This is a genomic window from Streptomyces sp. NPDC058246 (genome assembly GCF_042881985.1).
Taxonomy (GTDB): domain Bacteria; phylum Actinomycetota; class Actinomycetes; order Streptomycetales; family Streptomycetaceae; genus Streptomyces.
In genome coordinates, this window is the sequence record NZ_JBHVWZ010000005.1 from 338,888 (window position 1) to 364,553 (window position 25,666).

Genomic DNA, 25,666 nt, shown 5'->3' on the forward strand with positions numbered 1-25,666 from the left:
GTGCCGCCTGAGCGCGAGTGCGGTCCCGCAGCTCCGGCGTCGTACGACGCCCACCGCGGTCGTCGCACCGACCGACGCTCCTCGATCACTGCGTGGTCGCCCGGCGATCGCGGCACTACGGCGTCCGGCCGCGCCCCGGCCGGGGTACGTCACCGCGGGGCCCACCCCCGCCACGCTGCCCGCCTTCTCTGCTTTCGCCCTCGGCACCACGAGCCCGGCCTCCGCCGCTCCCCCGGTCTCCGGCCGCCACCGCCGCTACCGCGTCCGCGAGCCGGTCGAGCACCGCGGTCGCCTGTTCGTCGGTGATGGTCAGAGGGGGGAGAAGGCGCACCACGCTGGCATGGCGGCCGCCCAGTTCGACGATCAAGCCCCGGCGGAGGCACTCGCGTTGGACGGCGGTGGCGAGTTCGGGGGCGGCGGGTGGGGGGCTGTCGGGCGCGGGATGCGGGGTCGCTTCGAGGTCGACGAGTTCGACACCGATCATCAGGCCCCGGCCGCGTACGTCGCCGATGCAGGGGAACGCGTCGGCGAGTGTGCGGAGTTGGGCCAGCATGCGGGCGCCCAGGGTTCCGGCGCGCTCGGCGAGACGGTTCTCTCGGACGAATGCGAGGGTCGCGGTGCCCGCGGCCATGGCGAGTTGGTTGCCGCGGAACGTGCCCGCGTGGGCGCCGGGTTCCCAGACGTCGAGGTCGTCGCGGTAGACGACCACGGCCAGGGGCAGGCTGCCGCCGATGGCCTTGGAAAGGACCATCACGTCCGGTGTGATGCCGCTGTGTTCCACGGCCCAGAAGGCGCCGGTCCGGCCGACCCCGGTCTGGACCTCGTCCGCGATCAGGGGGATGTCCCGTGCCGCCGTGATCTCGCGCATCCTGCGCATCCAGGCATCGGGGGCGGGAATCACGCCGCCCTCGCCCTGGACGGGTTCGAGGATCATCCCAGCGGGGTGCGGCACGCCCGATTTGCCGTCGTCGAGGACCGACTCGGTCCAGTGCGCGGCGAGTTCGGCGCCCCGGGCGCCGCCGACACCGAACGGACAGCGGTAGTCCTGCGGATAGGGGAGGCGCGCGACGCGCACCTGCGTCGCGCCCCCGGATGCTTCCAGCGCCCCGGCGGTCATCCCGTGGTACGCGCCGGTGAACGCGAGCAGCCCCGTACGCCCGGTCGCCGCGCGCACCAGCTTGAACGCGGCCTCGACGGCGTCCGTCCCGGCGGGTCCGCAGAACTGGACCCGCGCGCGGGCGGCGAACTCCGGCGGCAGCGTGCGGAACAACTCGGTGGTGAAGGCGTCCTTCACTGGCGTGGCGAGGTCCAGGACATGCAGGGGCGCCCCCGAGTCGAGGACCTTTCTGATCGCCTCCAGGACCACTGGATGGTTGTGTCCGAGGGCCAAAGTCCCGGCGCCCGAAAGGCAGTCGAGATAGCGGCGCCCGTCGGCGCCTTCGATCGTCAGCCCGCGCGCCCGCACGGGAACGATCGGAAGGGCCCGCGCATAGGTGCGTGCTGCCGACTCGCGCGCCGACTGGCGCCGCAGAATCCCCTCGTGCGCCGCGCGCGCCCCCTCGGGCGCTCCGGACGCGCCCTCCCGCGCTCCCTCGTCACTCCCCCGCGCTCCCTCGGCACCCCCGGGCGCCCCCACCGGCACCACCGCAGACTCGGTCACGGCCACGACTACAGATCCTCCCGCTGTCCCGAGGCGAGTTGGCAGGGGGCTCTGAACGCAGGCAGCAGGCCCCCCGTACGTACCAACGACGCCGCGCGCGCGGGGAAGCGGGTGAGTCGAAGATCCTTGCCGTGACGGAACCGTTGCCGTTCCGTCGGCTGTCCCCCACAGCGACCGCATAGTCTTTGATGCCGTTCAGCCGTGCCGGAGGAACCGCTCGGACGCACCGGCTGATCAGCGCCGACCGGCGCCCGCGGTGCCGCACCACGGGAGTTCGGCTCGGCGCATCCGTACAAGGCTGCACGTTCCGACGGCGCACAAACGCCTAGGAACGCGTAGGAAACGCGTACGAACGCGCAGACACCGCACCACCCGCAGCACACAGTTCCCATACGCCCAGGGGGAGTTACACCATGCGATCCATACGCCCGCCCTTCGCCGCTCGTCGAGGGAGGAGCGCGCGCCGCAGAACGTCCCCCGTGCTGGCCGCCGTCGGCCTCACCGCGGCCCTCGCGCTGACCGCCACCGCCTGCAACTCGGGCGACGAAAAGGCGAGTGGCGAGGCCACCGCGTCGGCCACCCAGAGCGGCGACGACAAGATCAAGATTCCGAACGACATCAAGAACAAGCTCAAGCAGCACGGCATCGACATCGACAAGTGGAAGAACGGCGCCTGGAAGAACTGGGACAAGGACGACTGGCTGCGCGAGGCCGACGATTACATCAACCCGATCATCAAGGGGCTGTGGGACCCGGACCGGATGCGCGGCGCCGACGACCCGGACAAGAACAAGGGCGTCGACGACAACGACCTCTCCGGTGACCAGGGCGTCACCGACCCGGACCCGGCCCCCGTGACCGCGCAGGCCGTGCAGACCGCGTACCACGACAAGGTGCCCGAGGCCGGCAAGGTGTTCTTCGACTCCCCCGAGGGCACCATGGTCTGCTCGGCGACGGTGGTCGAGGACCCGGCACACCCGGGCAAGTCCAACCTCGTGTGGACGGCGGGCCACTGTGTACACGCCGGCAAGAAGGGCGGCTGGTACCGCAACATCGCCTTCGTGCCCTCGTACAACGACTCCGGCAAGACGGCCGCCCAGCTGGAGAAGGCCACCCGTCAGGAGGTCGCTCCGTACGGTGTCTGGTGGAGCGACTGGGCGCAGACCTCTGACCAGTGGATCGAGCAGGGCGGCTCCACGGGCGGCCAGGGAGCCCCGTACGACTTCGCGGTGCTGCACGTGACCCCGGAGAAGGGCGGCAACGGCAAGTCCCTGGAGGAGACGGTCGGTTCGGCCCTCCCGGTGAACTTCAACGCACCGGCCGTGCCGAAGGTGTCGAGCATCACGGCGACGGGCTACCCGGCCGCGGCGCCCTTCGACGGCCAGAAGCTGTTCCAGTGCACGGACAAGCCGGGACGGTTGTCGGTCGCGCAGTCCGACCCCACCATGTACCGCATCGGGTGCACCATGACCGGCGGTTCGTCCGGCGGTGGCTGGGTGGCCACTGGCTCGGACGGCAAGCCCGCTCTGGTGTCCAACACCTCAATCGGGCCGGTCAAGTTCGGCTGGCTCGCGGGCCCGCGTCTGGGTGGCGTGGCCAAGGGTGTGTACGACTCGGTGAGCAAGAAGTTCGCCGGTCAGTGACCGGGCAGTGACGCGTACGACGTCAGGACGTAGACGCGTACGACGTAACGACGTAACGACGTAACGACGTAACGACGTAACAGGGTACGGACGGACGGCGATGGGCCTGCTCGGGAAGCGGGCGCACAGGTGAGGCCTGCTCGGGAAGCCGGCGCGCATACGGTGAGATCTGCTCGGGAAACCGGCGCGCACGGCGTCTGGGCGCAGAGAGCCCGCGCTCAGGAACCTTCACCGGCCCACCGCCGTTCGTCCCCCATCACGCAACCACGCAGGCACAGTGGGGTGTCGCGGCCGGGCGGTTCCGCGGAGAGGCGCACACTCCACGCCTGACGGGCACATGACATAAATGCAAGGTTCCAACGGGGGTCACAGCACTATGCGTTCCTCAAGAAGGCGGCGCGCCTTCGTCGCCGCCACCGGCCTGACCGCGGTCCTCACACTGACCGCCACCGCCTGCGACTCGGGCGACGACAAAGCGAGCGGCGATTCCACCGCCTCCTCGTCGCAGAGCTCACACGACGGCGACAACAAGATCAAGATCCCGGACGACATCAAGCACAAGCTCAAGCAGCACGGCATCGATGTCGACCAGTGGCAGAAGGGCGGCTGGAAGAACTGGGACAAGGACAAGTGGCTCAGTGAGGCCAAGGACTTCGTCAATCCGGTGATCGCGGGCCTGTGGAAGCCCGAGCGGATGAAGTCCGCCAAGGAGCCGGACAAGACGATCTCGGCGAAGGACGCGGCCGCCGACCAGGGCATCAGTGACCCGGAGCCCGCGCCGGTAGAGGCCAAGGCCGAGAAGACCCCGTATCACGACTACGCCGCACCGGTCGGCAAGGTCTTCTTCGACTCCCCCGAGGGCTCGATGGTCTGCTCGGGCACGGTGGTCAAGGACGTGAACCACCCGGGCAAGTCCAACCTCGTATGGACCGCGGGCCACTGCGTGCATGCCGGCGGCAGCGGCGGCTGGTATCGCAACATCGCCTTCGTGCCCTCCTACAACGACCAGGGCAAGTCCGAGTCCGAGCTGGGCAACGCCACGGCGTCGGAGATCGCTCCCTACGGCCAGTGGTGGGCGGACTGGGCCGCCAGCTCGAACGAGTGGATCTCGGGCGGCGACGAGACGGGCGGCGCGGGCGCTCCGTACGACTACGCCGTGCTGCACGTGAAGCCGGAGCAGGGCTCCAAGTCGCTCGAGGAGACGGTCGGCAACGCGCTGGACGTCGATTTCTCCGCGCCGTCCGCCCAGGACATCAGCGCGATGGGCGCCTGGGGCTACCCGGCCGCACCGCCGTACAACGGTCTGAACATGTTCCAGTGCGTCGACAAGCCGGGCCGTCTCTCGCTGGACCCGACCCTGCCGACGATGTACCGCATCGGGTGCACCATGACCGGCGGTTCGTCCGGCGGCGGCTGGTTCCGCGTCGTCGGCGGCGAGACGAAGCTCGTCTCGAACACGTCGATCGGCCCGTCCGGCAACACCTGGCTGGCGGGACCGCAGCTGGGCAGGGGCGCCGAGGCGCTCTACAACAACATGAGCAAGGAGTACGGCGGCCGGTAGGCACTGTCCGCGCGTGGGCATGACGAAGGCCCGCCCCTTGAGAAAAGGGCGGGCCTTCGTGCGGCCCGTGCCAGGCCTTCACGCCCGTACGCCTACGACGGGCGGGCGTATGTCACTACCGGAGCGCCGGTGCCGGTTCCGGAACGTACGGCGTCAGATCCGCCGCGAGCTCCTCGTGCACCCGCACCTTGAGCAGCGTGCCCTCCGGGGTGTGCTCCTCGGAGATCACCTCGCCCTCGGTGTGGGCGCGGGCGACCAGCTTGCCGTGCGTGTACGGCACGAGCGCCTCGATCTCGACGGAGGGGCGCGGCAGCTCGTTGTCGATGAGCGCGAGCAGCTCGGCGATGCCCCGGCCCGTACGAGCCGAGATCGCGATGGAGCGCTTCTCGATCCGCATCAGGCGCTGGAGCACCAGCGGGTCGGCCGCGTCCGCCTTGTTGATCACGACGATCTCGGGGACGTGCGTAGCGCCGACGTCCCTGATCACCTCGCGCACGGCGGCCAGCTGCTCCTCCGGCGCGGGGTGCGAACCGTCCACCACGTGCAGGATCAGGTCGGAGTTGCCGACCTCCTCCATGGTGGAGCGGAACGCCTCGACCAGGTGATGCGGCAGGTGCCGTACAAAACCGACCGTGTCGGCCAGCGTGTACAGCCGCCCGCTCGGGGTCTCGGCCCGGCGCACGGTCGGGTCGAGGGTCGCGAACAGTGCGTTCTCCACGAGCACGCCCGCGCCCGTGAGGCGGTTGAGCAGGGAGGACTTGCCCGCGTTGGTGTACCCGGCGATGGCGACAGAAGGCACCTTGTTGCGTCGGCGCTCCTGGCGCTTGAGCTCGCGGCCGGTCTTCATGTCCGCGATCTCCCGGCGCATCTTCGCCATCTTCTCGCGGATACGGCGCCGGTCCGTCTCGATCTTGGTCTCACCGGGACCACGGGTGGCGAGGCCGCCGCCCTTGCCGCCGCCCATCTGACGGGACAGCGACTGACCCCAGCCTCGCAGCCTCGGCAGCATGTACTGCATCTGCGCGAGCGCGACCTGCGCCTTGCCCTCTCGGGACTTGGCGTGCTGGGCGAAGATGTCGAGGATCAGGGCCGTACGGTCGATGACCTTGACCTTGACGACGTCTTCGAGGTGGATCAGCTGGCCGGGGCTCAGCTCACCGTCGCAGATCACGGTGTCGGCACCGGTCTCCAGGACGATGTCCCGCAGCTCATTGGCCTTGCCGGATCCGATGTACGTGGCCGCGTCGGGCTTGTCGCGACGCTGGACGACGCCGTCGAGGACGAGTGCGCCCGCGGTCTCCGCGAGGGCCGCCAGCTCGGCGAGCGAGTTCTCGGCGTCCTGAATGGTTCCCGAGGTCCACACACCGACGAGCACCACGCGCTCCAGGCGCAGCTGTCGGTACTCGACCTCGGTGACGTCCTCGAGCTCGGTGGAGAGGCCGACCACACGGCGCAGGGCCGCGCGCTCGGAGCGGTCGAACTGATCGCCGTCCCGCTCTCCGTCGATCCCGTGGCTCCAGGCGACGTCCTCTTCCATCAGGGCATCGGCCCGAAGACCTTCGGGGTAGTTCTGCGCGAAGCTCTGCGCGTCCTGGGAAGGGGAAGAAGAGGAGGTCATTGGATCCTTACGTCGATGGGGAACAGCTGTGCGGCGACGGATGTCGCCTGTCACACGGAACAACGTCCGAGGCTTCCGGGAGATTCCCGGTTTCCGCCGGGCCAACCCCCAGAGGGGCCGTGCCGCCGACTCGAAGATGGTCGCACGGCACGGCCCGTCTCGTCACGTGACTTATGGAGCGCCTCTACGCGCTGGTCAGACGTCGATGAACGAGGCGGCGCGTCCTCAGACGCCCTTGCGCGCCTTCGGGGGATCGCTCTTCCAGTCCGAGTGTCCGGGCATGGGCGGTGTCTTCTCGCCGTACAGCCACGCCTTGAAGAACCCGCTCAGATCGCGACCCGCGACGGCGGACGCGAGTTCCTCGAAGTCGGCCGTCGAGGCGACGCCGTCGCGGTGGGCGCTCACCCAGGTCCGCTCCAGGCGCTCGAAAGCGGGGCGCCCGATCTCCTCGCGCAGCGCGTACAGGACGAGCGCCGCGCCGTCGTAGACGTTCGGCCGGAAGATGCTGATCTTCTGGCCGGCCTTGGGTGCCTTGGGCGCCGCGGGCGGCCCTCCGGCGGCCCGCCAGGAGTCGGACGCCCGATAGGCCGCTTTCATGCGCGCCTCCATGGGCTTGTTCGCCTTCTCCTCGGCGTACAGGGCCTCGTACCAGGTGGCGTGCCCCTCGTTGAGCCACAGGTCGGACCAGGTGCGCGGGGTGACGCTGTCGCCGAACCACTGGTGCGACAGCTCGTGCACCATGATCGACTCGACGTACCACTTCGGGTACGCGGGCTCGAGGAAGAGCTCTCTCTCGAAGAGAGAGAGCGTCTGGGTCTCCAGCTCGAAGCCCGTCTGCGCCTCGGCCATGAGCAGCCCGTAGGTCTCGAAGGGGTACGGGCCGACCTTCCCCTCCATCCAGGCGATCTGGTCGGGCGTCTTCTTGAGCCACGGTTCCAGCGTCTTGCGGTCCTTGGTGGGCACGACATCCCGTACGGGCAGCCCGTGCGGCCCGCTCCTGTGCAGCACGCTGGAGCGTCCGATGGACACCTGGGCCAGCTCGGTGGCCATGGGGTGCCTGGTGCGGTACGTCCAGGTGGTGGACCGACGGGCACGGTCCGCGCCGGCCGGCAGACCGTTGGCCACGGCCGTGTACCCGTTGGGCGCGGTGACATGGATGGTGAACATGGCCTTGTCGGAAGGGTGGTCGTTGCACGGGAAGACCAGGTGCCCGGCGTCGGCCTGGTTGGCCATCGCGAGGCCGTCCTTGGTCTGCACCCAGCCGCCTTCCTGGTCCTTGGCTGCGATCGGGTCGCTGGTGTGGTGCACGGTGATGCGCATCCAGCTGCCCGCCGGCAGCGGCGCCGCCGGCGTCACGACCAGGTCCTCCCCGGCGGTCGAGAACGTCGCGGGCGCCCCGTTGACCTCGACCGATCCCACTTTCCCGTGCGCGTAGTCGAGATTGACGCGGTCGAGCCGGGCGGACGTCACGGCGTTGATCGTGGTGACGGCCGCGAGCGGTTTGCTGTTGGTGCCGGGATAGGTGAAGGCGAGGTCGTACGACTGGACGTCGTATCCGGGGTTGCCCAGGTGCGGGAAGAGGCGGTCGCCGACCCCGAGGGGCGCGGCCGGGTTGGGGGCGCTCGCGGCGATCAGACAGACGGAGACGGCCGAGGCGAGCAGGGCGGCCCTGACGCTGCGGGTTCGGGGGCGGGGGGTCCTGGAGCGGGGGATGAGCGGCATGGACCACCGCTACCAGCGCGCACCCGTCCCGCGGCGACGACTCGCGCCCGGCCCACCCGAACGGGTCGGTGGGAAGACCATCGGGTCGACAAGGGGCTGGGGGCCTGCTCAGGGGCTTGGGGGCTTGCTCAGGGCCTGGCGACTGCTCAGGGGCTGGGGGGCCTGCTCAGAGGCTGGGGGCCTGCTCAGAGGCTGGGGGCCTGCTCAGAGGCTGGGGGCTTGTTCAGGGGCTGGGGGGCCTGCGGCGCGGTCGCCGGTGTTCCGGGGTCCGCCTAGGGAGCCGCGGTCGCCTGGTGCTGCGCCCGGGTCACGTCGTAGACCCCCGGCACGTTGCGCATCGCGCGCATCAGTCCGGGAAGGTGCGCCGCGTCCGGGAGTTGGAGCGTGTAGGTGTGGCGCACCCGCTGCTGGCTGGGGGGCTCGACGGTCGCCGAGACGATGGCGACGCCCTCCATGGCGATGGCTTCGGTGAGGTCGGCGAGCAGGTGCGGGCGCCCGAAGGACTCGGCGATCAGCGTGACCCGGCACTCGGTGGAGTCGCCCCAGCGCACGCCGACCTCCGCGCGCCCCCCGTTCTTCATGCGCGCCACTCCGGCGCACTCCACGCGGTGCACGGTCACCACTCCCCCGCGCACGACGAAGCCGGTCACTTCGTCGGGCGGTACGGGCGTACAGCAGCCCGCGAGCCGTACGGACGCGCCGGGCTGGTCGACGACGGCGTTCGCGGCGGGCCGTGCGGCGCGCGCGTCGACAGGCGGCCGGCGGGTCGCGGCGGGCTCCTCGGGGGGCTCCGAGGGCTCGGTGCCACCGGGTGAGGGGTGGGCGGCGATCCAGCGTTGGATGGCGATCCGCGCGGCGGCTGTGTGCGCATGCTCCAGCCACTCTCTGGAGGGCTCGGAGGCGGGGTCCTGCCCCATGAGGAGCTGGACGGTGTCGCCGTCCCGCAGAACCGTGCTCAGCGTCGCCAGGCGGCCGTTCACCCGTGCGCCGATGCAGGCGTGCGCGTCTTCGCCGTACTGCGCGTACGCCGCGTCCACGCAGCTGGCGCCCTCGGGGAGGCCCAACGAGCCGCCGTCGGCGCGGAAGACGGTGATCTCGCGGTCCTGGGCGAGGTCCTCGCGCAGCGTGGACCAGAACGTGTCCGGATCCGGCGCGCCCTCCTGCCAGTCGAGAAGCCGGGAGAGCCAGCCGGGGCGGGTGGGGTCGGCGCGCTCGCCATCGAAGGGGCGCGCACCGTCGAGAGCGCGCCCCCCGTCGCCGTCCGTCTGCTCCTCCGAGGGAGCAGCGTAGGGATTGCCGAGTGCGATGACCCCGGCCTCGGCGACCTTGTGCATCTGGTGGGTGCGGATGAGGACTTCGGCGACCTCACCGTCGCCGCGTGCGACGGCCGTGTGCAGCGACTGGTACAGGTTGAACTTGGGGACGGCGATGAAGTCCTTGAACTCCGAGACCACCGGTGTGAGACAGGTGTGCAGTTCGCCGAGGACTCCGTAGCAGTCGGCGTCCTCGTTCACCAGCACCAGGAGCCGTCCGAAGTCGGCGCCGCGCAGGGGGCCACGCTTGCGTGACACGCGGTGCACGGAGACGAAGTGCCGTGGCCTTATGAGGACTTCGGCCTGGATCCCGGAGTCGCGCAGGACCGTGCGCACGTCCTCGGCGATCTCCGCGAGCGGGTCGTCGGCGCGCGCCGCGTTGTCGGCGATCAGCTCCCTGGTGTGCTCGTACTCCTCCGGGTGCAGGATCGCGAAGACGAGGTCTTCCAGTTCGGTCTTGAGTGCCTGGACGCCGAGCCGCTCGGCGAGCGGGATCAGTACGTCCCGGGTCACCTTGGCGATACGCGCCTGTTTCTCGGGGCGCATGACGCCGAGGGTCCGCATATTGTGCAGCCGGTCCGCGAGTTTGATCGACATCACGCGGACGTCGTTGCCGGTCGCCACCAGCATCTTGCGGAACGTTTCGGGCTCGGCGGCGGCCCCGTAGTCGACCTTCTCCAGCTTGGTGACGCCGTCGACCAGGTAGCAGACCTCGTCGCCGAACTCCTTTCGCACCTGATCGAGCGTCACTTCCGTGTCCTCGACGGTGTCGTGAAGCAAGGAGGCGGTCAATGTCGTGGTCTCCGCACCGAGTTCGGCGAGGATCAGCGTCACCGCGAGCGGGTGCGTGATGTACGGCTCGCCGCTCTTGCGCATCTGGCCGCGGTGCGAGGACTCGGCCAGGACGTACGCCCGGCGCAGTGGCTCGAGGTCCGCGTCGGGGTGGTGGGCGCGGTGGGCCTCGGCCACGTGGCCGATCGCGTCGGGCAGCCGGTCGCGTGCCGCGGGGCCGAGCAGCGCGGCCCGGCCCAGCCGGCGCAGATCGATCCGGGGGCGGCTCTTCCTGCGGTGCGATGGGGGTACCCCCTGCTCGAGCGAAGCCGAGAGCTTGGGGGAGGGCGTTGCGGGGCCTGGCGTCGCGGGATTCGTCGCCTCCGCACTCATGGGCACCTCCGGCTGCGTAGACCGGCGGACGGGTGCCCCATGGCGTACACGGCTCAGGGGATGGCGTCGATCCCCCGTCCGGACCGGTGCTTGATGCTACCGAGCCCACCACGCCCGGTTGACCGCCTCTCGCCGAGCGTGAAACGGATCACCCATTCGAGCGAAGGTTCAGGGGTTTACGGTTTCGAACTTTTGGAAGAGGCGGGAGGCGTGGTGCCGGTCCGCATGGGCTGGGCGATGCAGGGCATCGGCCTCCCGCGGCGCCACGTCGGCCACTTGGGGGCCTGTTCGCGGCGTCGCGCCCGTGAAGGTGGGCGCGCCGGACCTGACGGAGTCTCAGCGGTGTACGACTGTCGGGCCTCGGGGGCCTCAGTGGCGTACGACTGTCTGCTGTTGAGCGTGCGTCAGTTCTTGCTGCGGTGTGGCTGAGCCCTTCCCCAGGCTGCCGACAGGCGTGACCCCCGAAGGCTCAGCACCGAACGACGGCCGAAACCCGCACGGGCTCAGCACCAGACGACAGCCGAAACCCGCACAGGCTCAGCACCGAACGTCAGCCGAAACCCGCACAGGCTCCGCACCACGCGACAGTCGAGCCCAACGAGCACCAGCGGCCAACGAGCACCAGCGGCCAACGGCGGTTCAACTCCACGGATGCTTCAGCAGTCCCCGGCTGTCGAGCCCGCCGGGGTTCAGCGCTGTGCCGCTTCGAGCCAGTCCGCGTCGATCTCGCCCTCGGCGACGATCACCGCGGGGCCCGTCATCTCGATCTCGCCGTCCGGGTGCTCGGTGATCAGCAGGCGTCCGCCGGGTACGTCGACGGTGTACGTCACCGGGGTCCCGGTGACGGCCGGGTCGGCGCCGTCGCGGCGGGCCGCGGCGACGGCCACGGCGCACGCGCCCGTGCCGCACGAGCGGGTCTCCCCGGCGCCGCGCTCGTGGACGCGCAGGGCGACGTGGCGCGGGCCGCGGTCGACCACGAACTCGACGTTGACCCCGTCCGGGTAGGCCGACGCCGGGGTGAACGGGGGCGGCGCGAGCAGGTCGCCCGCCTGCGCGAGGTCGTCGACGAAGGCGACGGCGTGCGGGTTGCCCATGTTCACGTTGCGTGCGGGCCAGCTGTGCTCGCCGACGCTCACCGTGACGTCCCCTTCGGGGAAGAGCGCCTTGCCCATGGCGCCGGTGACGTCTCCGTCCTTGGCAATGTGCATGGACTTCACGCCCCCGCGCGTGGCGACCGCGATGTCCCCTTCGGCCACATAACCGGCACGCTGGAGGTAGCGCGCGAACACACGCACTCCGTTGCCGCACATCTCCGCGATCGAGCCGTCGCCGTTGCGGTAGTCCATGAACCACTCCGCCTCGGCCGCCATCTCCTGGGCCTCGGGGTGCGCGGCGGACCGTACGACATGCAGCAGTCCGTCACCGCCGATGCCCGCGCGGCGGTCGCACAGGGCGGCGACGGCGGCCGGGGGCAGGTCGACGGCGTTCTCCGGGTCGGGGATGATCACGAAGTCGTTCTCGGTCCCGTGGCCCTTGAGGAAGGCGATTCGCGTGCTCATTCCTCGATCGTACGGGGTCGGTACGACACTCCCGCCGACGCGGCGGCGTCAGAGAGCACGGGACGCAGAGGGCACACAGCGACGTCAGAACACCGGGCCGTCCATGCCCTGAGTCACCGCCTCCGGGCCACTTCGTGGGGCTGACCCACGGAGAGGGACCGTCGCGCCGGCTTACGGCGAGGCTCTGGCGCTGCCCCCACAGCAAGGAGGGCAGCCGCCCGGCGCCGCGTCGTCAGCGCAGCCGCGCCACGCGCCACACCGCGAGCACCGTCACCGCCGCGACGACCACGACGTACGCGATCACCACCCGCCAGTCAGGGCGACGGCCCGAGCCACGCTGCGGGAAGCCCGGCCAGGTGTAGCCGACCCGGCGGGCGGCCATCATGCCCCAGCCCGCGGCGCACGAGCAGATCAGCAGGCCGAGCATGGCGACGACCGCGCCGCCGTCGCCGAACTCGAAGGCCAGCGGGAAGGCGAACATCAGGGAGCCGATCGCGGCCAGCGTCACGATGGGCGCGAGCTGCCAGATGCGCAGCCGACGCTGCGGGCGCAGCTCGACCTCGACCTCGGGCCCCGGGGACATCTCTCCGGGCTCGGGACCGTCGGCGGTCACCCCGCCCGGGGTGTCCTCGGGCCCGTCGGAGCTCAGCCGGGCGCCGTCCGGGTCCATGCCCAGGGGCTCGCCGTCCGGGTCGACGCCCAGGCGGTCGCCATCCGGGGCGATGCCCGGACGATCTCCGTCCGGATCGGCATCGTGCTCGGTGTCTCGTGCGGTGTCGCGAGGGCCGGCCTCCATCGCCACGCGCCCTCCCAACTCGGACTTCATCTGGTCGATCGAAGCTCGATGATGGCACGGCGTCAGAGGCCCGGATGACGGCCGGAGCGTCCCGATGCCATGACGTGATCAGGCTGTGACCGGTCGTTCGACCAACGCCAGTGCGAGCTCGGGGAGTTCTGTGAGATCCGCCGCAGCCCCACTGAGCCAATGCACCCGCGGGTCGCGCCGGAACCACGAATCCTGACGGCGCGCGAAGCGCTTGGTGGCGCGCACGGTCTCCGCGCGCGCCTCTTCCTCGGTGGACTCCCCCGCGAGCGCCGCGAGCACCTGCTGGTACCCGAGCGCGCGCGACGCCGTGCGCCCCTCCCGCAAGCCCCGCGCCTCCAGCGCGCGCACTTCGTCGACGAGTCCCACCTCCCACATCCGGTCGACCCTGCGTGCGATGCGCTCGTCGAGCTCGGGCCGCGCCACGTCGACACCGATCTGCAGGGTGTCGTAGACCGAGTCGTGGCCCGGGAGGTTGGCGGTGAAGGGCTGGCCGGTGATCTCGATGACCTCGAGGGCGCGGACGATGCGGCGGCCGTTGCTGGGCAGGATCGCGAGGGCGGCCTCGGGGTCCGCCGCGGCCAGACGGGCGTGCAGCGCGCCGGGGCCGCGCAGGGTGAGTTCCTCCTCCAGGCGGGCCCGTACCTCGGGGTCGGTGCCGGGGAACTCCAGGTGGTCGACGGCCCCGCGGATGTACAGCCCGGAGCCGCCCACCAGGATCGGCCAGCGGCCCTCGGCGAGCAGCGCGTCGATACGGGCGCGGGCGAGCCGCTGGTACTCGGCGACGCTGGCCGCGACCGTGACGTCCCAGATGTCCAGGAGGTGGTGCGGGATCCCGCCCCGCTCCTCGGGCGTCAGCTTGGCGGTACCGATGTCCATCCCTCGGTACAACTGCATCGAGTCGGCGTTGACGACCTCGCCTCCGAGACGTTGGGCGAGGAAAACGCCCAGATCGGACTTTCCTGCCGCGGTCGGTCCGACGACGGCGATGACCCGGGGGGCGGGGGGTGCGCTACTCACCGTCCCAGTCTCGCAAACGTCACGACCTCTCCTCGAACGAGCTACGTGACGCCACGGATCCGGGGTCGTTGCCTGTTGCGAGGTTCCAGCCGCCGGTTTTCGAGGACCGGTGACCCGGGCGACGCAATGGGACGCACCGGGCGACGCGGGATTTCGCCCTCACGAGTAACGTATGGAGTGGATATGGGCGTTTTTGCACGACTTCTCCGGAGGTCGAAGGCTACGGAGGAGGCGTCAACCGCCGAGGCACAGGCCGAGACACTGACGGCCGAGCCCGAGGCGGAGGTGGCGGAAGAGGCGAAGGGCGCGTCCGAGACCGGGGGCGAGGCGACGGCGGAGGAGACCGCCGAGGCCACCCCCGCGGAGGACGTCGAGATCCCCCAGCAGCAGACCGCCGAGCAGGCCGCCGACAGCGACGCCGGCGAGGGCGCCCGCAAGTAACTGTCCCGTGAGGGAGGGCGAACCATGCGTCTCATGGACAATTTGAAAGCCAAGCTGGCGCCTGCCAAGGACAAGGTCTCGGACCTCGCGCAGCAGCACGGGGACAAGGTGAGTCACGGTCTCGACAAGGCCGCGAAGGTGGTCGACGAGAAGACCAAGCACAAGTACAGCGACAAGATCCAGACGGGCACGGGCAAGGCGAAGGACGCCATGGACCGCCTCGCGCACAAGGATGACGGCGCCTCCCCTCCGCCGGACATGCCCACCCCGCCTCCGGCATCCTGAGCACAGCGCACGGCGGACGGCCGCGGAGCACCCAGGGCTCCCGGCCGTCCGCCGTGTTCCGGCCCGGCCGTCGCGACCTCAGGGGCCCGGTCCGCGCTCGTGGAGCGCGTTCACGACCGTGCAACCCCGGCGCGCAACCTCTGAAAGGGCAAGGGCCACCACTGCCGCTGAGTACGGCAAGCCGCCACGGCCCCTGAAAGGGCGAGGTCCGCCCAGCAGGGGCCGCGGTCACACGGTCGTACGGCCCGCAGCGCGGCAGGCCTCTCAGGAGAGCGCCTAGGACCAGGCCGCCACCAGATACCCCACCCCGTACGGCGCATCGTCGTAGAGCAGCGCGCCGCCCAGCCCCGCGTCCTCGGCCGCGCCCGCGAGAACCTGCCAGGGAGCTCGCCCGGAGACCTTCAGCTCATACGCCAACTCGGCGTCCAGCGCCTTGAGGGCCGGCACGTCCGCCGCGCCCAGCGCACGCGCGACCTCCGCGTCGAAATCCACCGCGCGCTCGTCGAGATACCCGGGCGCCTTGAGCGTCCGGCACGCGCTGGCGTCGCCCATCACCAGCAGTGCCACCCTCGCGGCCCGCCCGCCGATGTCCCTTCCGACTTGGATACACCGCTCGGCCTCAAGAGGTTCCCCCACGCCGAGCCCCTCGACAGGGGCGTCGGACCAGCCCGTACGTTCCAGGAGCCATGCCGCGACGGCGAGCGAGGGCGGAAGCTCACGATCCGCAACCCCGTGGCCCGGGACGCCCGCCCCGAGACCGAGGGCTACGGCGAGATCGACCCCGAACCCGCGGAACGAGCCCCGCGTGCCCTCCGGGTGAGGCCCGCGCCCGGACTGCTCCGCGGGGCCCACGACCACCAGCAGGTCGGGGCGGGAGGCCGCGAGCACACCCAGCGCGTCCGTGCACGCCGCCCGCGCGGCATCCAGTTCGGGCGCCGCGCCGGCGGCGACGTCCGGCACGAGCAGCGGCGGACAGGGGCAGACTGCGGCGGCTACAAGCATGATCGGCAGCGTAACGCGCTCAGTAGGTGATCTGCCCCGAATCCCACTCCAGCTCGGTGAGCATGAAGTGGTACGTGAACACGCCGCCGGACGAGCCGTCGCCGACAAGCATCCAGCCGTCGCCGGTGCGGTAGCGCCGCATCCGTACCGGATACATCGGGTGCTTCGGCCGGTACAGCCGCACGAACTCCCCGAACCGTGCCATGGCCTCCTCGTGCGTGCCGTCGACCGTCGCCATCAGTTCGTACTGTCTGCGGTACGGCCCCTCACCAGGTGGCTTGTCCAGCAGCAGTGCCCATCGAGCCATCCGCCCCTCCCCCGTCGTCACCGCTCGCGGTCAGTCGAGGCCGCAGCCGCTCCCCGTGGCGACCGGCAGCGGCTCCGGAACCCCGATCTTCGGCAGTCCCAGCAGGACGCCCGCCGGCTTCGCCGCCTCGGCGGCGTTGCGCTTCTCCCAGGCGTCTCCCGCGCGCGTGCGGCGCACGTTCAGGACGGCGCCCTCGGCGAGCAGGTGGTGCGGGGCGGCGTACGTGATCTCGACGGTGACCACGTCACCGGGGCGGACCTCTTCGTCGGGCTTGGTGAAGTGGACCAGGCGGTTGTCGGGGGCGCGGCCGGAGAGGCGGTGCGTGGCGCCGTCCTTGCGGCCCTCGCCCTCGGCGACCATCAGCTCCAGGGTGCGGCCGACCTGCTTCTTGTTCTCGTCCCAGGAGATCTCCTCCTGGAGGGCGACGAGACGCTCGTAGCGTGCCTGGACGACCTCCTTGGGGATCTGCCCCTCCATGGTGGCCGCCGGGGTCCCGGGGCGCTTGGAGTACTGGAACGTGAACGCTTGTGCGAAGCGCGCCTCGCGGACCGCGTGCAGGGTCTGCTCGAAGTCCTCCTCGGTCTCGCCGGGGAAGCCCACGATGATGTCGGTGGTGATCGCCGCGTGCGGGATGGCGGCCCGCACCTTCTCGATGATCCCCAGGTAGCGGTCCTGGCGGTACGAGCGGCGCATCGCCTTCAGGACCGTGTCCGAGCCGGACTGCATCGGCATGTGCAGCTGCGGCATCACGTTCGGCGTCTCGGCCATGGCGGCGATCACGTCGTCGGTGAAGTCGCGCGGGTGCGGCGAGGTGAAGCGCACGCGCTCCAGGCCCTCGATCTGCCCGCAGGCCCGCAGCAGCTTGCTGAAGGCCTCGCGGTCGCCGATGTCGCTCCCGTAGGCGTTGACGTTCTGCCCGAGCAGCGTGATCTCGGAGACGCCCTCGCCGACCAGGGCCTCGATCTCGGCCAGGATGTCGCCGGTCCTGCGGTCCTTCTCCTTGCCGCGCAACGCCGGGACGATGCAGAAGGTGCAGGTGTTGTTGCAGCCGACCGAGATGGAGACCCAGGCGGCGTACGCGCTCTCGCGGCGGGTCGGCAGCGTGGAGGGGAACGCCTCGAGCGACTCGGCGATCTCGACCTGCGCCTCTTCCTGGACGCGGGCGCGCTCCAGGAGGACAGGCAGCTTGCCGATGTTGTGCGTCCCGAAGACGACGTCCACCCAGGGCGCCTTCTTCACGATCGTGTCGCGGTCCTTCTGCGCGAGACAGCCGCCGACGGCGATCTGCATCCCGGGGCGCTTCGTCTTCATCGGGGCGAGGCGGCCGAGGTTGCCGTACAGCCGGTTGTCGGCGTTCTCCCTTACGGCGCAGGTGTTGAAGACGACGACGTCCGCGTCGCCGTCCGAGCCTTCGGGCGCGCGCACATAGCCGGCGTCCTCCAGGAGGCCGGAGAGCCGTTCGGAGTCATGGACGTTCATCTGGCACCCGTAAGTGCGTACTTCGTAGGTCTTGGGTTCCTGAACGTCCACTGCCTGGCTCCGGTCGCTGCTGCTCATGTGACAAGGGTAGGCGGTGCCCGGAGTACCTCCGGTCGCCCTATGCCTCAGTCGCCGTCCAGCCCTGGCGGCGGAGGATCTCCGCTACGTCCGGTGCCCGGTAGTGCTCTCCCTTCAGGACCTTGCCGTCGGCCCTGCGAGCGACCCGCCCGTCGGGGCCCAGTTTCGTCATGTTGGACCGGTGGACCTCGGCGATCACCGCGTCGAGGTCGATCCCGTGGACCAAGGCCGTGCCGTACGCCACGTACACGACGTCGGCCAGCTCGTGCGCCAGCCGGTCGAGCGGGCCGGTGACCGAGACCTCGGCGACTTCGGCTGCCTCCTCGGCGAGCAGTTCGCCGCGGTGGGCGGCGAGCTTCGGGGAGACCTCCGTCGGGGTGCTGCGGGCGTCGAGGCCGAAGGCGAGGTGGAACTCGCGGACGAGGGAGGCGGGAGAAGGGACCGGCTGGGCGGAAGCAGGGACAGGCCGGGCCGGAGAGGGCACAGGCTGGGCAGGAGCAGGGACCTGAGAAGCCGAAGAGGGGACAGGCTGGGCGGAAGCAGGAACCTGAGAAGCGGGAGAGGGCTGCATCCGGCGAGCCTATCGACCGGATTCCGGTGACCCCGTCGACCGAGTTCCGCCGGGTCTGCGGACCGGTTTGTGGCAACCCCGTCGACCGGGTGCCTTCGACGCTCCCAGCCCCGATGGCGTCCCCTGGCGAGCCCGGCCCTGGTCAGGACTGCGCCCGGCTGGCAGGATCGCGCGCATGTTCCTGGCACTCCCCCGTATCGGCCGGCGTCGCGCGCTGCTCGGCTCGGCGGCCGCCTTCGCGGTCTTCGGGCTGCTGCTGTGGTGGCTGCTGCCGCTGGGCGAGGAGTCCCCGAGCGGAACGATCACGTTCAGCACGGGCACGCCGACCGGGGTCTATCAGAAGTACGGCATGCTCCTTAAGGGCGTGGTCGCCAAGGACATCCCGCGCCTGGACGTACGGCTGCTCAACAGTGACGGATCGCAGGAGAACGTCCGGCGCGTGGCCACGGGGAAGGCCGACTACACCATCGCCGCGGCCGACGCGGTGGAGACGTACATCCTGGAGAACAAGCCGGGAGCGGGCCGGCTGCGCGGCTGTTCCCGGCTCTACGACGACTATGTGCACCTGGTCGTCCCGCGCTCGTCGTCCGTGCGGTCCGTCGCGGATCTGAAGGGCAAGAAGGTCGCGGTGGGACCGAGCGGTTCCGGGGTGCGGTTGATAGCGAACCATGTCCTCCAGGCGGCCGGACTGGACCCCGCCGACGACATCGAGCCGCGGGCCGACGGCATCGCGACCATGCCCGAGCTGCTCGAACAGCACAAGATCGACGCGTTCTTCTGGTCGGGCGGCCTGCCGACGAGCGCGGTGCTGGAGCTTTCGAAGAGCTACGACATCAGGCTGGTGCCGATCGGCAGCGACCTCATCAAGAAGCTGCACGAGCAGGGTGGCGCCTCCCGCTACTACCGGGCCGCGGTGATGCCCGCCGACGCCTATCCCAGGGCACAGCGCGGCTCGTCCGTGCAGACCCTGGCTGTGGCCAACTACCTGATCACGCGCGAGGACGCGGACGCGAAGCTCACCGAGCAGCTCACCCGCACGGTGATCGCCAGCCGCGACCACATCGGCGCCCAGGTGCACGCCGCACAGCTGGTGGACCTGCGCACGGCCATCTACACGGATCCGCTGCCGCTGCACGAGGGCGCGCGACGCTACTACCGGTCGATCAAGCCGTAACGGCACACGGGTCCCGGGAGGCACGCACCCGCTGCCCAGCCAGAGCGGCGCACCCGTCCCGGACCGCCCCTCGTCATCAAGCTCAAGGGGCACGCCCTGTCCAGCCAAAACGGCATACCCGTCCCGGACGGCCCCTCGTCATCAAGCTCAAGGGGCACCCCGCTGCCCGGACAGCGGCATCCCTGTCCCCCGCAAGGGCCCTCGTCAGCAAGCCCTGCAGCAGCGCTCCCACCCAAAGGGTCCCTCGTCAGCAAGCCCCGCAGCGGCGCTCCCGCCCCAAGAGGTCCCTCATCGGCAAGCGAGCCATGGCGACGCCCCTCCCCGAGAGACCTCTCGCCTCACGAGCCCGTCCTCGGCACCGTCACCGTCACCCTCAAGCCGTGCGGCTCGTGGTGGTCGTACGAGATCGAGCCGCCGCCCGCCGCGAGGAGTGCCCGTGAGATGGAGAGGCCGAGACCCGAGCCCTTGATGTTCTGGTGTCCCGCGCTGCGCCAGAAGCGGTCGCCGATGCGGGCCAGGTCCTCGTCGCTGAGGCCGGGGCCGCCGTCGGTAACGACGACGGTCGAGACCTCGCCGTTCGAGGCGACCACAACCTCGACGCTCTCTCCCTCGGGCGTGAACTTCAGCGCGTTGTCGATGACCGCGTCCAGGGCGCTGGACAGCGTGATCGGATCGGCCCAGGCGGTGGTGGCCGGCCAGGTCCCCGCCAGCCGTACGCCCTTGTTCTCGGCGACGGGCTGCCAGGACGACACGCGCTCGGCCGTCAGCGCACCGATGTCGGTGAGGCCCAGATCCGCCTCGGCGTGCTCGGCGAGCGCCAGGTCGAGCAGGTCGTCGAGGACTTGGGCGAGGCGCTTGCCCTCGGTGCGGACTGAGGCGATCTCCTCATTGCCCTCCGGCAGTTCGAGGGCGAGCAGCTCGATGCGCAGCAGCAGCGCCGAGAGCGGGTTGCGCAGCTGGTGCGAGGCGTCGGCGACGAAGGCGCGCTGCTGCTCCAGCACGTCCTCGACGTTGTCCGCCATCTCGTTGAACGACCGGGCCAGGCGTCTCAGTTCCGGCGGCCCGCCGGCAGCCGCGACCCGGGACTTCAGGCGCCCGGTCGCGATGTCGTGGGTGGTGGCGTCGAGGACGCGTACAGGCCTGAGCACCCAGCCGGTGAGGCGCAGCGCGGCGCCGAGGGCGATGAGCATCGCCGCGACCTCGCCCGCGGCGATGAGCAGCCAGCCGTGCAGGGTCTTCGAACGCATCTGCCCTGTGGGCGAGTCGGTGACGATGACGGCGATGACATCGCCGTCCCTGATGACCGGGGAGGCGACGACGAGGCGGTGGCGCTGCCATGGCCAGACCTGCTCGGGGTCGTGGCTGCGGCGGCTGAAGAGCGCCTCGTTGAACGCGTCGCGCCCCTCGCCCGTCTTGGGCAGGAACCAGTCGGTCGGCGCGTTGGCCATGGGTTTGTCGTTGCGGTAGAAGACGCCCGCGCGGATGCCGTACACGCTGTGGTAGCGGGCGAGTTCCTTGCTCAGGGTCTCGCCTCGTTCGTCCGGGATGCCCTGCCCGGCGCCGGTCGGCGAGTCGGTGACGAACTGGGCGAGGGCCGCGAAGCGCGCCGTGTCGTCGATGCGGTCGACGACCACCCGTTGCTGCTGAGCCGCCGCGACGCTCACGGCGAGCGGAATCCCGAGTGCGAGCAGCACGGCGGCCATCAGGACGATGAGCAACGGGAGAAGACGTGTGCGCACCCGTGCTCGCTACGCCGACGGGGCGACGAGTCGGTATCCGACGCCGCGCACGGTCTCGATCAGTGCCGGCATGCGCAGTTTGGAGCGCAGGGACGCGACGTGCACCTCCAGGGTGCGTCCGGTCCCCTCCCAACTGGTCCGCCACACCTCGCTGATGATCTGTTCCCGACGGAACACGACTCCGGGACGCTGGGCCAACAACGCGAGAAGGTCGAACTCCTTGCGGGTCAGTTGGATGACCAAACCGTCCACGGTGACCTGACGGTTGGGGAGTTCGATGTGCACGGAGCCGAGCCGCAGCGCGGCGTCGCCGGAGGCTGAGTCGTCGTCGGGAACGCTGCGCCGGCTGACGGCGTGGATCCGGGCGAGCAGTTCCCCCGTGTCGTACGGCTTCACTACGTAGTCGTCGGCGCCGAGGTTGAGCCCGTGGATCCGGGAGCGTACGTCCGCGCGCGCGGTGACCATGATCACCGGAGTGCTGGTCCGCTTGCGGATCTTGCCGCAGACCTCGTAGCCGTCCTGGTCGGGCAGGCCCAGGTCGAGCAGGACGACCCCGAAACCGGCTCCCTCGGGAACCAGCGCCTGGAGTGCCTCCTCGCCGCTGCGGGCGTGGGTGACCTCGAAGCCGTGGCGGGCCAGGACCGCGGACAGGGCGGCCGCGACATGGTTGTCGTCCTCGACGAGGAGCAGTCTCATGCCGGCCCCCTCCGGTTCATCGTTCATACGGTCTCGGCTTGTAAGCGTGTGCACGCGCGCGTGCACCATGGAAGTCACGCCGATCGATAAGGACGGCGTCAAGAGCCTTCGGGTTGCGAACCGCTTCCGTTACCCAGCCGGTACGCGGCCCCCCGCCCCAACTGCTACGACACGTGTCCGATTGCTACCGGATCGTGATGCTCAAGTTCCCCTCAGATGTAATGACGCTGGTAGTACGGGGTTACTACTGTCCTCCGAAACCGAGGAGGACGGAGCCCAAAAGCGATGACCGAAGTATCGGTGGCCAAGGACGCCATGGCCGCGACCGACGAACTGGTCGTCCTGAAGAGCGTCAACAAGCACTTCGGCGCGTTGCACGTGCTCCAGGACATCGACCTGACGATCGCCCGTGGCGAGGTCGTCGTGGTCATCGGGCCCTCCGGGTCCGGGAAGTCCACCCTGTGCCGCACCATCAACCGCCTGGAGACGATCGATTCGGGCGACATCTCGATCGACGGCAAGCCGCTGCCCGCGGAGGGCAAGGCACTCGCCCGGCTGCGGGCCGACGTGGGCATGGTCTTCCAGTCCTTCAACCTCTTCGCGCACAAGACGGTGCTCGAGAACGTGATGCTGGGCCAGATCAAGGTCCGCAAGGCCGACAAGAAGGCCGCCGAGGAGAAGGCCCGCGCGCTGCTCGACCGCGTCGGCCTCGCCACACAGGCGGAGAAGTACCCCGCGCAGTTGTCGGGCGGCCAGCAGCAGCGCGTCGCGATCGCGCGGGCGCTGGCGATGGACCCCAAGGTCATGCTCTTCGACGAGCCGACCTCGGCCCTCGACCCGGAGATGATCAACGAGGTCCTGGAAGTCATGCAACAGCTCGCCCGCGACGGCATGACCATGATCGTCGTCACCCATGAAATGGGCTTCGCTCGTTCGGCTGCCAACCGGGTGGTCTTCATGGCCGACGGTCGGATCGTCGAAGAGGCTGTGCCGGACCAGTTCTTCAGCAATCCCCGCAGCGACCGGGCCAAGGACTTCCTGTCGAAGATCCTCCACCACTGACGGCCCCCGTCGCGTCTCTGACGACCTGCGACACCCGCCCTCGACGGGCCTGCATCTCTTCACCACTCAAAGGATGTTCACCATGAAGCTCCGCAAGGTCACCGCCGCCGCGTCCGTCGCGCTCGCGCTCGCCGTCACCGCCACGGCGTGCGGCTCCGACAACAAGAACGACAGCGGCTCCTCGGGCGGCAACAAGATCAAGGTCGGCATCAAGTTCGACCAGCCCGGCCTCGGCCTGAAGGAGCCGAGCGGTTCCTTCTCCGGCTTCGACGTGGACGTGGCGACCTACGTGGCCAAGCAACTCGGCTACAAGCCGGACCAGATCGAGTTCGTCGAGACCAAGAGCGCCGACCGCGAGAACGCGCTCGCCCGTGGCGACGTCAAGTTCATCGCGGCCACCTACTCGATCACCGACGAGCGCAAGCAGAAGGTCGACTTCGCCGGTCCCTACCTGCTGGCCCATCAGGACCTGCTGGTCAAGTCCAACTCGGACATCTCCAAGGCCACGGACCTCAACGGCAAGAAGCTCTGTTCCGTGACCGGCTCCACCTCGGCGCAGAACATCCACGACACGATCGCCCCGAAGGCCAACCTGCGTGAGTACAGCGGCTATTCGGAGTGCATCGCCGGCCTGCAGAGCGGCGCCGTGGACGCGGTGACCACCGACGACTCGATCCTCGCGGGCTTCGCCGCCCAGGACAAGTACAAGAACCAGTTCAAGCTCGCCGGGCTCAAGCTCAGCAACGAGAACTACGGCATCGGTGTCAAGAAGGGCGACGCCACGACCGTCAAGAAGATCAACGACGCCCTCGCGAAGATGGTCAGCGACGGCTCCTGGCAGAAGGCCGTCGACAAGAACTTCGGACCGGCCAACTACAAGAACGAGCCTGCCCCGAAGACCGGCGTCATCGTCAAGTAGCCCAGGGTTTCACAGGCGCGCCGCCGCCCGCCGCGATCAGGGCGGCGGCGCGCCGCGCCCTCCACGTACGCCACACACCCGGAAGCGCGGGAGATCGTGTTCGACTTTCTTCAAGGTTATGACGTCCTAGGGGCGTTCTGGATGACGGTGAAACTCGCCGCCCTCTCCGCTGTCGGCTCCCTTGTCTGGGGCACCGTGCTCGCCGCGATGCGGGTCAGCCCGGTCCCGCTCATGCGCGGGTTCGGCACCGCCTATGTGAACATCGTCCGGAACATCCCCCTGACGGTCATCATCGTCTTCTCCTCGCTCGGCCTCGCCGACATCTTCGGTGTGACGATGGGCGCGTCCGACGACTTCAAACTCCAGGGCTTCCGGCTGGCGGTGCTCGGTCTCGCGGCCTACCACGCGGCCTTCGTCTGCGAGGCCGTTCGCTCGGGCATCAACACCGTGCCCGTCGGGCAGGCCGAGGCGGCACGCGCCATCGGGCTGAACTTCAGCCAGGTGCTGAGGCTCGTCGTCCTCCCGCAGGCCTTCCGTTCGGTGATCGGGCCACTGGCCAACGTACTGATCGCGCTGACCAAGAACACGACCGTGGCGGCCGCCATCGGCGTGGCCGAGGCGGCCAGCCTGATGAAGAAGATGATCGAGAACGAGGCCCAGACAGTGGCCATCGGCGCGGTGTTCGCCTTCGGCTTCGTGGTACTGACCCTGCCCACCGGCCTCGCCCTCGGCTGGCTGGGCAAGCGACTGGCGGTGAAGCGATGACCTCCGTTCTCTACGACGCCCCCGGCCCCCGCGCCAAGCGGCGCAATGTGCTTGTCTCGGTGGTCTTCTTCGTCCTGCTCGCCCTGTTCCTGTGGTGGGTCTGGCGGACCATGGACGACAAGGGACAGTTGAAGTGGTCCCTGTGGGAGCCGTTCACCACTTCGGAGGCCTGGACGACGTATCTGCTGCCGGGCCTCCGCGACACGCTGAAGGCCGCGGCGCTCGCCATGGTCATCGCCCTCCCGCTGGGCGCGTTCTTCGGGATCGCGCGCATGTCCGACCACCGGTGGGTCCGGGTCCCGGCGGGTGTGGTGGTCGAGTTCTTCCGGTCGATCCCCGTACTGCTGCTGATGCTGTTCGCCAACGAGTTCTACGTCCGCTCCACGAACGTCGGCAGCGAGGAACGGCCCCTGTACGCCGTCGTCACCGGCCTGGTGCTCTACAACGCCTCGGTCCTCGCCGAGATCGTCCGGGCCGGCATCCTCGCCCTGCCCAAGGGGCAGACGGAGGCCGCGTACGCGATCGGTCTGCGCAAGGGCCAGACGATGACCAGCATCCTGCTCCCGCAGGCGGTCACCGCCATGCTGCCGGCCATCGTCAGCCAGCTCGTCGTCATCGTGAAGGACACCGCACTGGGCGGCGTGATGCTGGCGTTCCCCGAGCTGCTCAACGCACGCAGCACGCTGGCGGCCAACTACGCCAATGTCATCCCCAGCTTCATCGTGGTGGCGGTCATCTACATCGCGCTGAACTTCCTGCTGACCACCTTCGCGAGCTGGTTGGAGGGCAGGCTGCGGCGCAGCAAGAAGAGCACGGGCGCGGTCCTCGGCGCCGACGACGCGGTGGAGCTCAATCCCGCCGAGGTGCGCGGTGCCTTCGGGACCGCTGAGGGCGGCACCATCTGATGAGCAGTCACGTGGCATGAGTGGTACGGAGGCAGTGGCGTGATCGCCGCTGCCTCCGTCACTTGACGCAAGCACCGGCAATAGGTTGCATACGTTCTGTGATCGTGCACCCCGCTCCAACTGCCTGTTCCCGTACGTCCCCGATGACACCGCTCCGGGC

The 25,666-nt window shown here is 69.9% G+C and carries 22 protein-coding genes; 9 read left to right on the forward strand and 13 right to left on the reverse strand.

What is annotated here, in order from left to right; all coding sequences use genetic code 11:
- Positions 1–115 precede the first annotated feature (115 nt).
- Positions 116–1,666, reverse strand: a complete 1,551-nt coding sequence (locus tag ACFVXA_RS10550) for a diaminobutyrate--2-oxoglutarate transaminase family protein (protein WP_390024620.1) — start codon at positions 1,664–1,666, stop codon at positions 116–118.
- A 407-nt stretch (positions 1,667–2,073) separates the two neighbouring features.
- Here ACFVXA_RS10550 and ACFVXA_RS10555 point away from each other — a divergent pair, with 407 nt between their 5' ends.
- Positions 2,074–3,303 (forward strand): hypothetical protein, encoded by a 1,230-nt coding sequence (locus ACFVXA_RS10555; RefSeq protein ID WP_362017028.1) that lies wholly within the window; start codon positions 2,074–2,076, stop codon positions 3,301–3,303.
- Positions 3,304–3,679: 376 nt separating this feature from the next.
- Positions 3,680–4,864 carry a trypsin-like serine peptidase gene (locus tag ACFVXA_RS10560; RefSeq protein WP_390024622.1) on the forward strand — a complete coding sequence of 395 codons (1,185 nt, stop codon included), beginning with the start codon at positions 3,680–3,682 and terminating at the stop codon, positions 4,862–4,864.
- Between the two features lie 115 nt (positions 4,865–4,979).
- On the opposite strand, the gene hflX is transcribed toward ACFVXA_RS10560, so the two are convergent.
- The 6 genes from hflX to miaA all read right to left on the reverse strand — a co-directional run bounded on the left by hflX (position 4,980) and on the right by miaA (position 14,083).
- Positions 4,980–6,482: a GTPase HflX gene (gene hflX, locus ACFVXA_RS10565; RefSeq protein ID WP_383906531.1), complete on the reverse strand. Its 1,503-nt coding sequence runs from the start codon at positions 6,480–6,482 to the stop codon at positions 4,980–4,982.
- 225 nt (positions 6,483–6,707) lie between these two features.
- Positions 6,708–8,204: a M1 family metallopeptidase gene (locus ACFVXA_RS10570; protein ID WP_362017021.1), complete on the reverse strand. Its 1,497-nt coding sequence runs from the start codon at positions 8,202–8,204 to the stop codon at positions 6,708–6,710.
- Between the two features lie 272 nt (positions 8,205–8,476).
- The gene (locus tag ACFVXA_RS10575; protein ID WP_384024527.1) at positions 8,477–10,681 is read right to left on the reverse strand and encodes a RelA/SpoT family protein; all 2,205 of its coding nucleotides are present in this window, start codon (positions 10,679–10,681) and stop codon (positions 8,477–8,479) included.
- Between the two features lie 689 nt (positions 10,682–11,370).
- Complete coding sequence (gene dapF, locus ACFVXA_RS10580; RefSeq protein WP_390024624.1) at positions 11,371–12,240, reverse strand: diaminopimelate epimerase; 870 nt, start codon at positions 12,238–12,240, stop codon at positions 11,371–11,373.
- 232 nt (positions 12,241–12,472) lie between these two features.
- Entirely contained in the window at positions 12,473–13,036 is a 564-nt protein-coding gene (locus tag ACFVXA_RS10585; RefSeq protein WP_362017603.1) for a hypothetical protein, read from the reverse strand.
- 108 nt (positions 13,037–13,144) lie between these two features.
- Positions 13,145–14,083, reverse strand: a complete 939-nt coding sequence (gene miaA, locus ACFVXA_RS10590) for a tRNA (adenosine(37)-N6)-dimethylallyltransferase MiaA (protein WP_390024626.1) — start codon at positions 14,081–14,083, stop codon at positions 13,145–13,147.
- Between the two features lie 183 nt (positions 14,084–14,266).
- On the opposite strand from miaA, the gene ACFVXA_RS10595 reads away from it, so the two are divergent.
- Positions 14,267–14,524, forward strand: coding sequence for a hypothetical protein (locus ACFVXA_RS10595; protein WP_362017013.1), 258 nt, complete (start codon positions 14,267–14,269; stop codon positions 14,522–14,524).
- A gap of 24 nt (positions 14,525–14,548) precedes the next feature.
- Entirely contained in the window at positions 14,549–14,809 is a 261-nt protein-coding gene (locus ACFVXA_RS10600) for an antitoxin (protein ID WP_362017011.1), read from the forward strand.
- Positions 14,810–15,085: 276 nt separating this feature from the next.
- Here ACFVXA_RS10600 and ACFVXA_RS10605 read toward each other — a convergent pair whose 3' ends face one another.
- Genes ACFVXA_RS10605 through ACFVXA_RS10620 form a run of 4 tightly spaced genes read right to left on the reverse strand, consistent with a single transcriptional unit; the run spans position 15,086 to position 18,159 of the window.
- The gene (locus ACFVXA_RS10605) at positions 15,086–15,811 is read right to left on the reverse strand and encodes a class III extradiol dioxygenase subunit B-like domain-containing protein (RefSeq protein WP_384401317.1); all 726 of its coding nucleotides are present in this window, start codon (positions 15,809–15,811) and stop codon (positions 15,086–15,088) included.
- A gap of 19 nt (positions 15,812–15,830) precedes the next feature.
- Positions 15,831–16,118 (reverse strand): hypothetical protein, encoded by a 288-nt coding sequence (locus ACFVXA_RS10610; protein ID WP_362017007.1) that lies wholly within the window; start codon positions 16,116–16,118, stop codon positions 15,831–15,833.
- A gap of 30 nt (positions 16,119–16,148) precedes the next feature.
- Complete coding sequence (gene miaB / locus ACFVXA_RS10615) at positions 16,149–17,675, reverse strand: tRNA (N6-isopentenyl adenosine(37)-C2)-methylthiotransferase MiaB (protein ID WP_384024535.1); 1,527 nt, start codon at positions 17,673–17,675, stop codon at positions 16,149–16,151.
- Positions 17,676–17,715: 40 nt separating this feature from the next.
- Positions 17,716–18,159 carry a MazG nucleotide pyrophosphohydrolase domain-containing protein gene (locus ACFVXA_RS10620; protein WP_390024628.1) on the reverse strand — a complete coding sequence of 148 codons (444 nt, stop codon included), beginning with the start codon at positions 18,157–18,159 and terminating at the stop codon, positions 17,716–17,718.
- Positions 18,160–18,421: 262 nt separating this feature from the next.
- Between ACFVXA_RS10620 and ACFVXA_RS10625 the strand changes: the two genes are divergently transcribed.
- Positions 18,422–19,420, forward strand: coding sequence for a TAXI family TRAP transporter solute-binding subunit (locus ACFVXA_RS10625; protein WP_390024630.1), 999 nt, complete (start codon positions 18,422–18,424; stop codon positions 19,418–19,420).
- 338 nt (positions 19,421–19,758) lie between these two features.
- Here the strand turns inward: ACFVXA_RS10625 and ACFVXA_RS10630 are convergent, their stop codons facing one another.
- Together ACFVXA_RS10630 and ACFVXA_RS10635 are read right to left on the reverse strand one after the other, a co-directional pair.
- Positions 19,759–21,159 carry a sensor histidine kinase gene (locus tag ACFVXA_RS10630; protein WP_383740414.1) on the reverse strand — a complete coding sequence of 467 codons (1,401 nt, stop codon included), beginning with the start codon at positions 21,157–21,159 and terminating at the stop codon, positions 19,759–19,761.
- A gap of 9 nt (positions 21,160–21,168) precedes the next feature.
- Positions 21,169–21,855, reverse strand: a complete 687-nt coding sequence (locus ACFVXA_RS10635; protein ID WP_362016999.1) for a response regulator transcription factor — start codon at positions 21,853–21,855, stop codon at positions 21,169–21,171.
- A gap of 285 nt (positions 21,856–22,140) precedes the next feature.
- Here ACFVXA_RS10635 and ACFVXA_RS10640 point away from each other — a divergent pair, with 285 nt between their 5' ends.
- From ACFVXA_RS10640 to ACFVXA_RS10655, 4 genes are all read left to right on the forward strand, one after another.
- Positions 22,141–22,917 (forward strand): amino acid ABC transporter ATP-binding protein, encoded by a 777-nt coding sequence (locus ACFVXA_RS10640; RefSeq protein ID WP_383740417.1) that lies wholly within the window; start codon positions 22,141–22,143, stop codon positions 22,915–22,917.
- An 82-nt stretch (positions 22,918–22,999) separates the two neighbouring features.
- Positions 23,000–23,836, forward strand: coding sequence for a glutamate ABC transporter substrate-binding protein (locus tag ACFVXA_RS10645; protein WP_362016995.1), 837 nt, complete (start codon positions 23,000–23,002; stop codon positions 23,834–23,836).
- Positions 23,837–23,932: 96 nt separating this feature from the next.
- Positions 23,933–24,601 (forward strand): amino acid ABC transporter permease, encoded by a 669-nt coding sequence (locus ACFVXA_RS10650; RefSeq protein WP_362016993.1) that lies wholly within the window; start codon positions 23,933–23,935, stop codon positions 24,599–24,601.
- The gene (locus ACFVXA_RS10655) at positions 24,598–25,506 is read left to right on the forward strand and encodes an amino acid ABC transporter permease (RefSeq protein WP_362016991.1); all 909 of its coding nucleotides are present in this window, start codon (positions 24,598–24,600) and stop codon (positions 25,504–25,506) included. Before ACFVXA_RS10650 ends, ACFVXA_RS10655 begins: the two co-directional genes overlap by 4 nt.
- The last annotated feature ends 160 nt before the right edge of the window (positions 25,507–25,666 follow it).